This window comes from Photobacterium kishitanii (genome assembly GCF_003026355.1).
In the GTDB taxonomy this organism is placed as follows: domain Bacteria; phylum Pseudomonadota; class Gammaproteobacteria; order Enterobacterales; family Vibrionaceae; genus Photobacterium; species Photobacterium kishitanii.
Window position 1 is genome coordinate 1 of sequence record NZ_PYON01000027.1, and the last position, 16,448, is coordinate 16,448.

General features: G+C 41.8%; 10 protein-coding genes. 2 read left to right on the forward strand and 8 right to left on the reverse strand.

From position 1 onward, the window contains the following. Positions 1-529 precede the first annotated feature (529 nt). Both C0W29_RS19805 and ilvY read right to left on the reverse strand, forming a co-directional pair. Positions 530-1,735, reverse strand: coding sequence for an NAD(P)-binding domain-containing protein (locus C0W29_RS19805; RefSeq protein WP_045045863.1), 1,206 nt, complete (start codon positions 1,733-1,735; stop codon positions 530-532). Between the two features lie 58 nt (positions 1,736-1,793). Beyond that, a complete protein-coding gene (gene ilvY, locus C0W29_RS19810) occupies positions 1,794-2,663 on the reverse strand; it encodes an HTH-type transcriptional activator IlvY (protein ID WP_045045864.1) in 870 nt (289 codons plus the stop codon). A gap of 136 nt (positions 2,664-2,799) precedes the next feature. On the opposite strand from ilvY, the gene ilvC reads away from it, so the two are divergent. Beyond that, positions 2,800-4,284, forward strand: coding sequence for a ketol-acid reductoisomerase (gene ilvC / locus C0W29_RS19815; protein ID WP_045044129.1), 1,485 nt, complete (start codon positions 2,800-2,802; stop codon positions 4,282-4,284). Positions 4,285-4,363: 79 nt separating this feature from the next. Here ilvC and ubiK read toward each other — a convergent pair whose 3' ends face one another. The 6 genes from ubiK to C0W29_RS19845 all read right to left on the reverse strand — a co-directional run bounded on the left by ubiK (position 4,364) and on the right by C0W29_RS19845 (position 14,073). Continuing rightward, a complete protein-coding gene (gene ubiK, locus C0W29_RS19820) occupies positions 4,364-4,633 on the reverse strand; it encodes a ubiquinone biosynthesis accessory factor UbiK (RefSeq protein WP_036789147.1) in 270 nt (89 codons plus the stop codon). Positions 4,634-4,738: 105 nt separating this feature from the next. Then, positions 4,739-7,816, reverse strand: coding sequence for a multidrug efflux RND transporter permease subunit (locus C0W29_RS19825; RefSeq protein WP_036789148.1), 3,078 nt, complete (start codon positions 7,814-7,816; stop codon positions 4,739-4,741). A 16-nt stretch (positions 7,817-7,832) separates the two neighbouring features. Then, on the reverse strand, positions 7,833-8,936 hold the full coding sequence (locus C0W29_RS19830) for an efflux RND transporter periplasmic adaptor subunit (RefSeq protein WP_045045862.1): 1,104 nt from the start codon (positions 8,934-8,936) through the stop codon (positions 7,833-7,835). Between the two features lie 27 nt (positions 8,937-8,963). Next, positions 8,964-9,530, reverse strand: coding sequence for a TetR/AcrR family transcriptional regulator (locus tag C0W29_RS19835; RefSeq protein ID WP_045044128.1), 567 nt, complete (start codon positions 9,528-9,530; stop codon positions 8,964-8,966). 241 nt (positions 9,531-9,771) lie between these two features. Continuing rightward, a complete protein-coding gene (locus C0W29_RS19840; RefSeq protein ID WP_036789150.1) occupies positions 9,772-12,912 on the reverse strand; it encodes an efflux RND transporter permease subunit in 3,141 nt (1,046 codons plus the stop codon). Between the two features lie 15 nt (positions 12,913-12,927). Further along, complete coding sequence (locus C0W29_RS19845) at positions 12,928-14,073, reverse strand: efflux RND transporter periplasmic adaptor subunit (RefSeq protein WP_045045861.1); 1,146 nt, start codon at positions 14,071-14,073, stop codon at positions 12,928-12,930. Positions 14,074-14,381: 308 nt separating this feature from the next. Here C0W29_RS19845 and rep point away from each other — a divergent pair, with 308 nt between their 5' ends. Next, complete coding sequence (gene rep / locus C0W29_RS19850) at positions 14,382-16,397, forward strand: DNA helicase Rep (protein ID WP_045045860.1); 2,016 nt, start codon at positions 14,382-14,384, stop codon at positions 16,395-16,397. Positions 16,398-16,448: the final 51 nt, after the last annotated feature.

Consider the following 16,448-nt stretch of genomic DNA (forward strand, 5'->3'; position numbering starts at 1 on the left):
GTGTAGCTTCAACTGGCAGAGCAGCGGATTCAGCGATACCGAAAATCAGCGCCTGTTGGAAGCTCGAATATCGTAACTCCTGCCATCTTCAAGAAAGCCTCGACAGCAATGTGAGGATTTTTTACATTTGTATCATTGTGATAGATAGAGTGTAGCTTCAACTGGCAGAGCAGCGGATTCAGCGATACCGAAAATCAGCGCCTGTTGGAAGCTCGAATATCGTAACTCCTGCCATCTTCAAGAAAGCCTCGACAGCAATGTGAGGATTTTTTACATCGGTATCATTGTGATAGATAGAATATAGCTTTAGTTAGCAGTGCAGCGGATTCAGCGATACCGAAAATCAGTGCGTGTTAGGAGTTCGAATCTCGTCATCTCAGCCATATCCAAGAAAGCCTCGACAGTAATGTGAGGCTTTTTTTAGGTCTATATGGCAGTGATGATTGGTTATCGCTTCAACAAGAGCAGCTGAAGTGATGGTTTTAATACAATAAAGCCTAAGCATAAGTGTTGAGGCTTTATTGTTTAATTACTGATAATTATAGAAATGAGTTAGCCATTGCTGGGCGATCATTATTTCATTATTATCAGATAAAGCCTGAATACCATCAGTGAACTGCTGAGGCTGATTTAGTAGTTGTAACCCTGCCAACATATGCGCAGCTTCAAATAAATAGAGTGTAGGATCACCCATACCTGTTTTAAAGGGAGTATTGGCTGACTCACCGCCAGCAAGCAGATAAACACAGACGCCATTACGGGTTTGGTATTCTTTGACTAATTGATTACTACTAATTTCGGTTAATACGCCCTGAGTGACTAACTCTGGTAGCCGAAGTTCATCATCGGCAGAGGTTACGGTGGTAATGAAAAGAGGCTGGGTTAGATGGTCAAATATTTCGGCTGTTAATGCGGCATTGCCCGTACAGCAAAAAACCATATTGCATTGTTGTATTAAGTATTCAAGAGAGCAAACATTAACACCGTCTCGTGGAAACTGGGTTAAGCGGCGAGGATCTTGGTCAAAGACATGAATATTACAAATATCCTTGTTTTGTAAGTGCTTAATAATTCCACGGCCGAGGTTACCTGCACCAACAACTCCCATTCTTAAAAATCCAGCGTTATTAATTTTAAGGCCAAACTCTTCCCGTAAAATTTGATCAGAATAATGAACAATACATTCAGAGGCTTCAGTATCTGCTGGCGTTTTGATACTTAAATGAGAAACGGTAACTAAGGGCTTGTTGATATTCTTATTACAATATTTGTATAAGCCATTAGCTGTTAATTCAGTGATGCCAACTAATTGTTGTTGAAAGACATGACATAAATGTTCACTCGCATTAGCAAAATAGCCGCCATGATCAAGTATTAAAAAAGGGCTATCGTGGCTGATATATTGCCGAATTAGTGCTTCACAATGTAGAGGATCACGTAAAGACTCCTTATTGTAACTAGGGTTTACTATCTGGCAGTTAGCTATTTGGTTGATGGTTTTTAATAGCTCAGGATTGGCGTCTGCAGTCGCATTTTTAGGAATGAAAACCAGCGGATGCGCTAATTGTGCTAATACATTTATATACGGTAATGAGCCTTCATAGCAGTGCATCACCGAAAATATCACGAGGTTCGGTGGTACAGAGTAATCTTGGGCGACTTGTTTCAAGAATTGATAACCGTGTTCTGCATAAAAATCAGAACAATATGAATGCGTTAAAATTGCGTGTGTCATGAAAATTTCCTTTTTCAATGCAATAAATTAGCAGAGGCAAAGCATTGATATAACAATATTAAAATAATTGAAGTAACGCTTTTAATACATTTTCTTGATGGCGTGATTGTTTACAACAAAGGCCTAGACTTAATGGTGCAATCAGCTCAGCAGGAAAACGCTGCACTTTATCACTCATTGGGCTGTTATTGATAACAACATCGGGTGCAATACCGATTCCACAACCTAAGGCAACCATACTAACGATGGCTTCATGGCCAGAAATTTGAGCGTAAATTGGTGGCGATATTTTTTTTTCTTTAAACCAAGTATTTGCTCGTGATCTTGCTGGGCCTGATTCTGCAAGAATGAACGGTAGTGCTTGCCAATTGGGACCTTGATTTAATAGTTGTTGAATTGCTAGTGGCGCAATTGTCGGTGCAATTACTGACATTGGAATATGATCTAATTCTATATAAGTTAATTTAGCGGAAAGTTGCTCTGGTTTGGCGGTAATCGCGACATCAACTTCATCATTTAGCACTTTATCAATCGCTAGTGCAGAATCACCGGTTAATAATTGAATTTCTATTTGCGGATAGCGATGACGAAAAGCAGTTAATATTGCGGGTAAGTGACTATAACTTGCGGTTACTGAACAAAATATTTTTAGTTTGCCTTGGAGTAATGAACTGTCACTGTTTAATTCGGTTTTCAGTGAGAGCCAATTAGAAATAATCGTAGTCGCTACTGGGATCAGTTTCTTTCCTGCCATGGTGAGTTCAACACTACGGTTGTCACGGCGGAATAAGCTTTGTCCTAATTCTTGCTCAAGACGTTGAATAACACGACTCAGCGCTGATGGGCTGATATGCATCGACTGCGCTGTATGATGAAAACTTAGCGAATCACTTAGGTGAAGAAAAAGTTGCAGATTTTTAATGTTCATTGTCTGATGTTGCATAATTTGCAATTGATTGTTGTGAATATAGCACTTTGCGCAACAAGTTACCTGATCTACTATCATTCTATTCGATAAATAAATATCGAACCAAGGATAAATATATTTCACGGAGTTTGTTGTTATGGCTAATTATTTCAATACCTTAAATTTGCGCCAGCAGTTAGATCAACTGGGCCGTTGTCGTTTTATGGATCGTGCAGAATTTGCTACCGAAGCTGATTACCTTAAAGGTAAAAAGGTGGTTATTGTCGGATGTGGCGCGCAAGGCTTAAACCAAGGTCTTAACATGCGAGATTCTGGATTGAATGTTGCTTATGCTCTTCGCCAGGCGGCAATTGATGAGCAGCGTCCATCATTTAAAAATGCACGTGATAATGGTTTTGAAGTTGGTAGCTATGAACAATTGATTCCACAAGCGGATTTGGTGGTAAACCTTACTCCTGATAAACAACATACCAATGTAGTTGAAACAGTGATGCCATTAATGAAGCAAGGTGCGGCATTAGGTTATTCCCACGGTTTTAATATCGTTGAAGAAGGCATGCAAATTCGTAAAGACTTAACTGTGGTTATGGTTGCACCTAAGTGTCCGGGTACGGAAGTTCGTGAAGAATATAAGCGTGGTTTTGGTGTACCAACCTTGATTGCAGTTCATCCTGAAAATGATCCTCAAGCTGACGGCCTTGAAATTGCAAAAGCATGGGCTGCTGCAACGGGGGGTCATCGTGCGGGTGTGCTTGAGTCATCTTTTGTGGCTGAAGTTAAGTCTGATCTTATGGGTGAGCAAACTATTTTATGTGGCATGCTGCAAGCTGGTTCAATTGTGTGTTACGAAAAAATGCTAGCAGATGGTATTGAGCCAGCGTATGCGGGTAAGTTGCTACAATTTGGTTGGGAAACGATTACTGAAGCGCTTAAATTTGGTGGCGTTACTCATATGATGGATCGCCTTTCAAATCCAGCTAAAGTAAAAGCCTTCGATTTATCTGAAGAGCTTAAAGATCTGATGCGTCCGTTATATAACAAGCATATGGATGACATTATTTCAGGTCACTTCTCAACGACTATGATGGCTGACTGGGCCAACGATGATGCAGAATTATTGGGTTGGCGTGGTGAAACCGCTGAGACTCAATTTGAAAACTATCCCGACTCAGATATTCAAATTTCAGAGCAAGAATACTTTGATAACGGTATTTTGATGGTAGCAATGGTGCGGGCTGGGGTTGAATTGGCATTTGAAGCGATGACGGCGTCAGGCATTATTGATGAGTCTGCTTATTATGAGTCGCTACATGAGTTGCCATTAATTGCTAATACGGTTGCTCGTAAGCGTCTGTATGAGATGAATGTGGTTATTTCAGATACTGCTGAGTACGGTAACTATTTATTTGCTAATGTGGCGACACCGCTATTGCGTGATCACTTTATGGCAACGGTAACAACCGATGTTATTGGTAAGGGCTTAACGACAACAACTAACTTTGTTGATAACCAAAAGCTGATTGAAGTTAATGAAGCATTACGTAATCATCCTGTTGAAGTGATTGGTAAGCAGTTACGTGGTTATATGAAAGACATGAAACATATTGCCGTTGGCGGTTAAGCTTTAGCTTAAATATTCATTAAAAATAAAGCCCAGTTTGATGAGAACTGGGCTTTTTCGTGGTAGTAATAATCGCTAATTAAGCTTTAGTACTGTTGTCTTCGTCATTTAGTTTAGCTTCAAATGCTGACATTTTTTGTTCAAGTTCAGTCAATTTCTGACGAGTGCGTAATAGCACTTGAGTTTGGACGTCAAACTCTTCACGAGTGACTACATCAAGTTTACCCAATTGGGATTGGATCACCTGGCGTACTTTCTGTTCAACGTCATTACCTAGATCTTTAACTGGTTTAGGCATTGCGTCTTGAATTTGTTTAGCTACTTGCTCAAGTTTCTTTGAATCGAACATGATTCGCTTACTCCGTTGCGAAAATCGTTATTAGTCATTGTAATCGGCGCTGTAGTGAAAAGAAAAGGGCGCTGATGATTCAGCGCCCTTTTTCGTGTTGGTTAATTAGAAATGGTTGTCTAAACCATCATCTTCTTCAACAAACACGGGTAGCGGTTTATGCTCACTAGCCAAGAATGTATAAATAACTGGTAATACAAACAAGGTAAATAGTGTACCGATAGATAAACCAGCCACAATAACAATACCAATACTGAAACGCGATGCTGCACCAGCACCTGATGCATACAATAGCGGTATTAGACCGGCAATCATGGCACAGGTTGTCATTAGGATTGGACGGAGACGAATCTTCGCCGCTTCCATTACGGCATCCATGCGGTTTTTACCGTGGTAGAGCTGTTCTTCTTTGGCGACTTCACAAATCAATATACCGTGTTTGGTTATCAATCCTATGAGGGTTATCAAACCTATCTGCGAGTAGATATTGAGTGTTGTCGCACCCCACGCGAGGGCAATCAGTGCACCACAAATTGCTAATGGTACTGAAACTAGGATTACTAATGGATCACGTAGTGATTCAAATTGAATCGCAAGCACCAAGAAAATAATCGCTAATGCTAGACCAAATGTAGCGTATAGCGCATTACCTTCAGTGACGTACTGACGACTTTCACCTAAGTAGTTATGGCTATAGCCTTTTGGTAAGACTTTCGCTGATTCAGTATTTAACCAGTTAACTGCTTCACCAATTGAGGTACCAGGGGCTAATACTGCGCCGATGGTTGCCGCATTTTGTTGGTTAAAGCTTGGTAGTGTTGGTGGTGCTGGAGTGACTTTGATGGTCACTAAGCTACCTAGTGGAATTAAATCACCGCTGTTTGTTTTGACGTAGTAATTGTTCAAATCTTTTGGATTGAAACGATCTTTACGCTCAACTTGCGGAATAACCTTGTAAGAACGACCTAAAATATCGACGCGGTTAATATCACCACCGGCAAGCATGGTACTTAAAGTATTACCTATTGCTTGCATGGTGACACCATAAGCACCGGCTTTATCTTTATCGATATCAATGTTCATGGTGGCAGAGTCATACTTCAAGTCTAAATCTGAGTAGACGAACATTGGGTTATCTTTTACCTTCGCCAACATTTCAGCAGCGACTTGGTAGAGGCTCTTAAAGTTGTTGGGGGTGGTGATAACAAACTGTACTGGTAAACCAGAGCCAGCACCTGGAAGGCTTGGCATTTGGAAAGCAGTAACAGCCATTTGTGGAATATTTTTGATTTTTTGAGTTACTTCATTCGCCACTTCAGTTTGGCTTTGATCGCGTTGGCTCCACGGTTTTAATGTTGCCAGACCAAAAGCTTGGTTAGCTGCAGGGATCCCTGAGAAAATTTGTGCGTATTGAACACTCTTCTGCTCAGTCAGTACTTTGTTAACTTGGTTCATCGTATCTTCGATGAAATCAAGGTTAGCATTTGCTGGCGCGGTACCCATAAATACCACGACGCCATTATCTTCAGCAGGCGCTAGTTCGCTGGGAATAAACTTAAATAAGAACGGCAAGCTTGCACAAGCACAAAGAGCAAATACGATCACGACTGCACGCATATGCATGATACCGCTTAGCATTTTCTCATAACGTAATGTTAGACGATCAAGAAAACCGTGTACCATCAATTCAAATTTATTCGGCGCTTCATTTTGTTTTAAGAAGGTTGCACACATTACCGGTGATAATGTTAAGGCAATGATTCCTGAAATAAATACCGCACCTGCGAGGGTTAACGCAAACTCTTTAAATAATGAACCGGTTAAGCCACCCATTAATGCAATCGGCGCATATACTGCACCTAAAGCAATGGTCATTGAAATAACAGGAACCGCAATTTCACGGGTACCAATAATGGCGGCCCTAAATGGCGTTTGCCCCAGTTTTATATGCCGTTCAACGTTTTCCAGTACTACGATTGCATCATCGACCACGAGGCCGATCGCTAATACCAGAGCCAGCAATGTCATCAGGTTCCATGAGAACCCAAATAATTGCATCACTAGTGCCACACCAATCAGTGATAGTGGAATAGTAATGATTGGAATAATGACTGAACGTAGTGAACCGATAAATAGTGCAATAACCACCAGTACGATTAATGCTGCTTCAAGAATGGTTTTAATAACTTCATGAATCGAGTCATTAATTGCAATCGTTGAGTCATACATCACCGTCATTTTGATGGTGCTTGGCATGTTACGTTCGATAGAAGGTAGTAGGTTGATAACATCTTTGGCAATGTTGATTGGGTTAGCACTTGGTGCTGCTTCAATCGCGCCGACTACTGCTTCTTGGCCATTCGCTGTTGCGCGGTAGCTATCACTGCTACGCGACAGCGTTACTTTCGCAATGTCACCTAAGCGGATCACTTGACCGTTATTACTTGATACAACCAGTTTCTCTAGAGATTCTGGGCTATTCGCTTGAGTGTTAGCACTACCGTTGTACAACACAAAATCGTTGTTAGCTTGGCCAACAGCCGATTGGTAGTTGTTTGCTTGTAGTACTTGAGTTACATCACTGGCAGATAAGTTAAACGCTGCCATTTTTTGTGGATCAAGCCAAACACGTAATGCAAACGGCACGCCGCCATACATGTCTACTTTTGCCACCCCACCAACCGTAAATAGTTGCGGTTTGACTACGCGTTCGATGTAGTCAGTGATTTGGCTTGAGCTTAATGTTTTACTGGTGAAGCCAAGGTATAGCACCCCGGTACCGCCACCAGTAGAAAGCGAGATAGTTGGATCTTGGGTTTCTTTAGGTAATTGAGCCCGCACCGAGTTTACTTTAGCAAGAATATCCGCCAAGGCAGCATTAGGGTTGGTGTTCAATTTCATTTGTACGGTAATGGTCGACATGCCCATAGTACTTTGGGCGGTGATGTAGTCGATATTATCGGCTTGAGCAATAGCTTGTTCCAGTGGCTGGGTGATAAATCCTTGAATAAGGTCAGCACTGGCACCGTAGTAAGCCGTACTCACGGTTACCACGGTGTTTGTCATGTCCGGATATTGCCGAACCTGCATTTTGAAAACCGCCTGTAGGCCAAGCAATGCGATCAGTAAACTGATCGAAATTGCTAATACCGGGCGTCTGATGAATATATCAGTAAAGCGCATCCTGAGCGTTCTCCAGTTACAGCAATGGGATTTCAGCAGGAGCCTTCAGTGCGTCATTTTCAACGATGTGCACTAATGACTTGTTGCTAAGACGAATTTGACCGCTAGTTACGATCTGCTCTCCAGCTTTTAAACCAGAAAGAATTCGTACTTCATTTCCTTTGTTTAGACCTGTAGTTACTACCGTTTGCATCGCACGTAATTTGCCATCAACGTTGCGTAGTACGTACACAGTATCGCCGTAGAGGGTGTAAGTAATTGCGGTTTGAGGAACTACAATTTGATCAGCAATAGTGGGTTGAATTACACGTGCACGCGCAAACATACCACTGCGTAACAGGCCACCGCTGTTAGGAATATCAGCTTGTACCTGAATCAAACCTGTTTGAGCGTTAACCGCTGGCTCAATCGCAGTAATTTGACCTTTAAAGTCAGTATCTTTATAAGCATCGATATTGATATCAACTGTTTGGCCAATCTTGATTTTAGAAATATCCGTTTGCGGAACAGTGAAGCGGAAACGCATCGTCGTGGTGTCTTCTAAACGAATAATTTTAGTGCCAGGCTGAATGTATTGACCTAAATAAACATTACGTAGACCAATTTCACCTGCAAAAGGTGCGCTGATATTACGACGTTGAATAGATTCTTTTAATGATTTGATTTGAGCCACTAATGCCAGGTAGTTAGCTTTGGCTTCATCAAGGCTAGATTTTGATACAGAACCTTTACGGTAAAGATCTTTATAGCGTAGGTAAGATGCTTGCACTGATGGTAGTTTTGCTTCAGTACTTTGCAAGCTTGATTGTTCAACGTTAGAGTTAATTGAAACCAGTAGTTGACCTGCTTTTACCTTTTGGCCGGATTCAAAATTAATTTTGCTGATCACACCTGCGGCTTCTGACGTTAGAGTAACACCTTGCATTGGTTCAATAAAACCAATTGCTTGCAGTGCTGGATACCAGTTTTCAGCTTTGGTTGTGGTGGCTGTAACCGGATAGTTTGCTTCCGGCATATTAGCCATATATTCAGCTATTTTGTGTTCTTTAAAAAGATTGAAACCAATTACACTTCCAAATAGCAGAAGGGCAATAAGTAACATCACGATCCATTTTTTCATTATGAGGTGTGCTCCGGAATTACAATGTTAGTGCTGAATAATGGCGTCCCAAGAGGCATTAATAGCGGCATCAAGCTCGCTATCGGTGATCTCTAATCCAGCATTGATTTTTCGACGGGCTAAATAGCAACTCGTCTCAAGGCTAAGTGTACTTAATATTTCATTATCAAGCGGTTTAAATAGGTTACAGGCTTTACCTTCGTCAAACATCTGAACGACGCAGCTAAATAATTGTTTATTTAATGCTTTTCTTTCGTGTGCATTTTTACGGGGCAAGTTTTGAAATTGCCCTTGATTGATTAATGGAGCATTACCACTAATAGACATATGCCACAGATTTAGCCACATGGTACGGTAGCGCTGTTTAAGCGGCATACTGTCGTTAATATTATGGCTAATTTTTTTGGCGATATAACCTAAAATATGTTCATGGAGTTGGTACAGCAAGTCATCTTTATCATTGAAATAGCGATAAATAGTGCCAGTTGCAACTTGAGCCTCTTTAGCTACCATTTGCATCGATAGACCATGAAAGCCGTGCGTGGCTAACAGTTTTTCAGTTGCAGTTAATATGCGCTCTTTTTTATCAGTCATAACAGCTTACATTTAGTACAAGAGGTATGAATGAATGTTCATTCATTGGCTATTGTAGGATTTGATAATTGATTCGCAAGCCTTATTTTAGCTTTTGTATCATTAATAAGGATATTACAACACTCACAGGGGTGCCAGTATGCTTATTGGTGGCTATGTTCGTCGTTTTTGCAGTAAAAAAGCATAAAAAAGCCCGTATCAAACGAGATACGGGCTGTTATATTAGTTGGCTAGAGAACGATTAATGTGACTGGGTTGGTGGTGTACTCTCTGGTTTTGATTTTGTTTTGCCACGACTAAAGATACGTTCAACTACCACAAAGAAGATTGGGATAAAGAAAATACCTAAGAAGGTTGAACTTAACATTCCGCCGAGCACAGCAGTACCGATAGCATTTTTACCACCAGAACCAACACCAGTACTGATTGCCAGTGGTACAACCCCGAGACCAAACGCGAGTGAGGTCATAATGATTGGACGCAGACGAACACGTACAGCATGCAAGGTTGCTTCAACCAGCCCTGCGCCTTTCTCGTAGTATTCTTTAGCAAATTCAACAATTAGAATGGCGTTTTTGGTCGCTAACCCGACAGTAGTTAATAGACCTACTTGGAAGAATACATCGTTAGGCATGCCTCGAGCATTCATCGCGAGTAAGGCACCAATAATCCCTAGCGGTACCACTAACACGACTGCAAATGGTACAGACCAGCTTTCATATAGTGCAGCAAGTACTAAGAACACTACCAAAATAGATAACGCATATAGCATAGGTGCTTGGTTACCTGATAGGCGTTCTTCATACGATAGACCATTCCACTCAACCCCAAAGCCTGGTGGTAATTGTTTTACCATAGCTTCAATATCGAGCATTGCTTGACCGGTACTGTAACCACTAACCACACTACCTTGAATGTTGACCGCAGGGGTGGCATTGAAACGTTCTAGCCGTGGTGAAGCATATTGCCATTCACCGGTTGCAAAGGCAGAGAACGGTACCATTTCACCTTGGTTATTACGCACATACCAACTATCAAGATCACCTGGTTTCATGCGGTATTGAGCATCACCTTGGACAAAGACTTTCTTCACGCGACCACGATCAATAAAGTCATTAACGTAAGAACTACCCCATGCGGTACCTAGGACTTTATTGACCGAATTAATATCAATCCCAAGAGCACGGATCTTGGCTTGATCGATATTAATTTGATACATCGGTGCATCTTCTTGACCGTTAGGACGGACACCGACCAAATTAGGATTTTCAGCCGCTAATTTAAGTAACTGGTTACGAGCTGCAATGAGTTTGTCATGCCCTTGACCACTGCGATCTTGAAGGTAGAAATCAAAGCCGCTAGCAGTACCAAGCTCGATCACCGCTGGCGGTGCAAACGAGAACACCATCGCATTTTTAATGCTATGGAAGTAATTCATCGAACGGTTAACGATCGATTTAACATCCATGCCGGGTAGTTGGCGATCAGACCAATCTTTTAAGCCCACAAACGCCATTCCCATGTTTTGACCGTTACCCGCAAAACTAAAACCGGAGACACTGAACACACTGGCGACACTATCTGCTTCTTGGGTTAAGTAGTAATCAGACACTTGGTCCATGACTTTTTGAGTTTGTTCTTGGGTTGAGTTAACCGGCAATATTGCCTGACTGAATAAGATCCCTTGATCTTCATCGGGTAAGAACGAAGTTGGCATTCGCATGAAAATCCAGCCAACCGCCACGGTTAAGCCAAGGAAAATAAACATCACTCGAATTGAGCGTTTAATCATTGCAGCAACGCTTGATTCGTAACGTTTGGTTAAGTTATCAAAGGTGCGGTTAAACCAGCCAAAGAAACCTTTCTCATTGCTACCGTGAGCCACAGGTTTAAGCATAGTGGCACATAGTGCTGGAGTTAGGATCACTGCCACCATTACTGACAATGACATTGCGGTTACGATGGTAATCGAGAACTGACGATAAATAACCCCGGTAGAGCCTGACATAAATGCCATTGGAACAAATACTGCTGATAGTGTTAAGGCTATACCGACTAAGGCGCCCGTAATTTGATCCATCGATTTACGAGTAGCTTCAACAGGGCCTAAACCTTCTTCATGCATGACCCGTTCAACGTTTTCTACCACGACAATCGCATCATCAACCAGCAAGCCGATTGCCAATACCATCGCAAACATAGTGAGGGTGTTAATTGAATAACCCGCGAGCGATAAGACGGCGAAAGTGCCGAGTAATACCACAGGTACTGCAATGGTTGGGATCAGTGTAGCGCGGAAGTTTTGTAGGAACAGGAACATGATAATAAATACCAATGCCACTGCTTCAAATAAAGTATGGACAACTCCTTCGATCGATTTTTCGACAAATGGGGTGGTGTCATACGGATAAACCGCTTGTAGTCCTTCAGGGAAGAACGGTTTAAGTTCATCAATTTTAGCTTTGACTGCTTCTGCGGTTGCCAATGCATTGGCACCAGTAGCGAGTTTTATACCAATACCACTAGCAGGTTTACCGTTGTAAAACACTTGTACGGCATAACTTTCAGCCCCGAGTTCTACTCGAGCAACATCTTTTAATAATACCTTAGCGCCTGACGGATCGGATTTAAGGATGATTTTTTCAAACTGGGCTGGTGTTTTTAAGCGACTTTGTGCAGAAACAGTAGCGTTAAGTTCTTGTCCAGGCAGCGATGGCGATGCACCGAGTTGACCTGCGGAAATTTGCGCATTTTGCTCTTTGATTGCCGCAATAACATCAAGACTGGTGAGGTTGTATTTTGTCAGTTTGAGAGGATCGAGCCAAATACGCATTGCGTACTGAGCACCAAAGGTCTGAATTTCACCCACGCCAGGAACACGACTCATTGGATCGGCAACATTCGAACTGATGTAGTCCGAAATGTCATTTTTATCCATTGAACCATCTTCGGAATAGAATCCGACCACCATCAAGAAACTTGAGCTGGCTTTATTTACCTTAACACCTTGTTGTTGCACTTCCATTGGGAGTAGAGGTAAGGCGGATTGCAATTTATTCTGAACTTGAACCTGAGCGATATCAGGATCAGCTTCGGCATTAAAGGTCAGAGTGATTTGAGTATTACCAAAACTATCACTGGTTGATGATAAATACCGTAAGTTATCAATACCTGTCATTCGCTGTTCGATAACTTGAGTAACGGTATCTTCCATGGTTTTTGCATTAGCACCAGGGTAACTGGCACTAATAACGACTGTAGGTGGTGCAATACTAGGGTATTGGGAAACAGGCAGTTTAAGAATTGACAATACGCCAGCTAGCATAACAATAATCGCGATCACCCAAGCAAAAATAGGGCGATCGATAAAGAAACGAGCCATAATTTACTGTTCCTATTATTGTGAGTGAGTGACAGTCATCAGTGTTGGTTCAACCACGACACCTGGACGTATTTTTTGCAAGCCATCGACAATCACTTGATCGCCATCTTTAAGACCACTGGTGATTCGCCATTGGTTATCAATTGCTTCAGCGGTGGTAACGACACGCGATTCAACTTTGTTGTCAGCGCCAACGACCATTGCAATAGCTTGGCCTTTACTGTTGCGAGTAATGGCTTTTTGCGGGATCATGATGGCTTTAGGATCGGTGCCGGTATTCAGTACGGCACGAACATACATCCCAGGTAATAAGATCCCTTCAGGGTTCGGGAATTCGGCACGTAAAGTGACAGAGCCAGTATTGGGATCAACATTTACTTCAGCAAACTGTAGTGTGCCGTGATGCGAGTAAACACTGCCGTCTTCAAGAATTAATTCGACATCGGCATTATTACTCGCCTGAAGTTGACCTTGCTTAAGGGCAGATTTAAGGCGCAGTAATTGGGTGCTTGATTGGGCGATATCAATATTAATTGGATCTAATTGTTGGATGGTCGCTAACACTTGTGTTTGACCAGCACTGACTAATGCACCTGGGGTTACTGATGATTGACCAATACGACCCGCAATTGGGGCTTTTACTTTAGTATAATCAAGATCTATTTTAGCTTTATGGACGCTAGCTTTTGCGACTTCAATTCCAGCGAGAGCAACTTTGTATTTCGCTTGATTATCGTCATAAGTTTGTTTGCTGATTGCACCACGGTTAACCAAGGTTTTACTGCGCTGAGCCAGTGCTTTAGCTGAGTCTAGGTTAGCTTGTGCTTGGGCTAAACTGGCTTTAGCACTGAGGTAAGCGGCGTTATAAGGCGCGGAGTCAATACTATACAATGATTGGCCTTTACTAACACTGCTGCCTTCTTTAAAACTACGTTCAGTGATAATGCCTGAAACTTGAGGGCGAACTTCTGCTTCAAGGTAAGCTTTACTACGACCAGGAAGTTCAACATGAATGGCTTGTGGATGAGAAGTGACAGTAACTGTACCAACAGCCACACTTGTCGTTGCTTGTTGGGTTGGATTTTTGGATGAACTTTGGTCACAAGCTGATATCCCTAGTGTCAAACTGACAATAGTAGCAATGGCTGCGATTTTTCGCATGAAATCTCCTAAATATAAGCAATTATAGCTGTTGTTAGATATTATTTTGTTATTTAACAATAATGTAACTGTTATTTACTTTTTTGTAATCAACATTTAATTCCATTTAGTATTTGGTTCAATTTACTTTGATTTAGTCTAGTTCTTATTCAATATTTCTAGCATAAATCTGGTGGTTAAGTTGTTTTAAGTGATGAAATTGGAATAAATGTTGATGAGTGGTGACAATGTCATTCCGCTAAAAGTGAATAGACTTGTAATTAAAGCGCGTTAAAATGCGCCCGTTTTTAATGACGTCAGGATAACTAATGAAACTGAACCCAAGGCAAACAGAAGCAGTTAAATACGTTTCCGGACCATGCTTAGTCTTGGCCGGCGCCGGCTCAGGTAAAACACGTGTTATTACCAATAAAATCGCTTACTTGGTTCAGCAGTGTGATTATAAGGCGCGCAATATTGCGGCATTAACCTTTACCAATAAAGCGGCACGTGAAATGAAAGAACGTGTTGGTCAAACATTAGGTCGTCAAGAATCCAAAGGGTTAATGGTGTCAACCTTCCATACTTTGGGACTTAATATTGTGCGTCGAGAGTGTAAATATTTAGGTTTAAAAGCTAACTTTTCACTATTTGACGATCAAGATCAGATGGCGTTATTAAAAGAGTTAACCGAAGAAGAACTCGACGGTGATAAAGATTTATTAAAGCAACTACAGTCAACCATCTCGAATTGGAAAAATGACATGTTATCGCCAGTTGATGCTGGTGGCCGAGCGCAAACTGAGCGCGATCAACTATTTGCGCATTGCTATGAAATGTACCAACGTCAAATGAAAGCCTATAACGCTCTTGATTTTGATGACTTAATTCTAATGCCAGTGTTGTTGTTACGTGATAATCAAGAAGTGCGTCAGCGGTGGCAGAATCGCATCCGTTATTTGCTGGTGGATGAATATCAAGATACCAACACCAGTCAGTATCTGTTTGTAAAGTTATTGGTTGGTGAGCGAGCACGATTTACGGTGGTAGGTGATGATGATCAGTCTATTTATTCGTGGCGCGGCGCGCAGCCAGAAAACTTAGCCTTACTTAATAAAGATTTCCCAAATCTTAAAGTGGTTAAACTTGAGCAAAATTATCGTTCAACCAGCCGTATTCTGCGAACCGCGAATATTCTTATTGCTAATAACCCGCACTTGTTTGAAAAAGCGTTGTTTTCTGCGATCCCTGATGGCGCGATGCTGAAAGTGCTGACCGCTAAAAATGAGGAGCATGAAGCTGAGAAAGTGGTCGGTGAATTAATTGCGCATCGATTTATGAACAATACCGCTTATAAAGATTATGCGATTTTATATCGAGGTAACCACCAATCGCGGTTATTTGAAAAGGCGCTGATGCAAAACCGGATTCCGTATAAAATTTCCGGTGGAACATCATTTTTCTCGCGGGTTGAAATCAAAGATATGATGGCGTATCTGCGAGTATTAACTAACCCTGATGATGATAATGCCTTCTTGCGAATCGTGAACACTCCACGACGTGAAATTGGCCCAGTTACCCTCGAAAAGTTGGGAACGTATGCCAATATGCGGGGTAAAAGTTTGTTTGCTGCTAGTTTTGAAATGGGTCTTGAACAGCATCTTTCTGGGCGAGGCTTAGAATCATTGCAGCGTTTTACTCATTGGATTAATCAGCTGACAGATAACGCTGAACGTGGTGATACCGTTGCGGCGGTGCGTCAATTAGTGCGCGATATTCATTATGAAGATTGGCTCTACGAAACCTCAGCTAGTCCTAAGGCGGCTGAAATGAGAATGAAAAATGTCTCAGATCTCTACAGTTGGATCACGGCAGATTTAGAAGGTGATAACTACGATAACGAAGTTAAAACCCTTAAAGAGGTTGTACAACGGTTAACCTTACGCGACATGATGGAGCGTGGGGAAGATGACAGTGATGCAGATCAAGTGCAGTTAATGACCTTGCACGCATCGAAAGGCTTAGAATTCCCTTATGTGTTCTTAGTGGGTACTGAAGAAGGTATTTTGCCGCATCAAACCAGTATTGATGAAGATAATGTTGATGAAGAACGACGACTCGCTTATGTGGGGATCACGCGAGCACAACGAGAGCTAACTTTTACGTTATGTAAAGAGCGGCGCCAATATGGTGAGTTGATCAAACCAGAGCCAAGTCGTTTCTTGTATGAGCTACCACAAGATGATTTGGAGTGGGAAAATGAGCGTAAACCGGTTACTGCTGAAGAGCGAATGCAAAAAGGCCAAGCCCATATTGCCAATATTCGTAATCTATTTAAAAAATAGCGATTAGCGAACGGTTTATTAGATAAAGGGGGAGAGATCCCCCTTAACTTG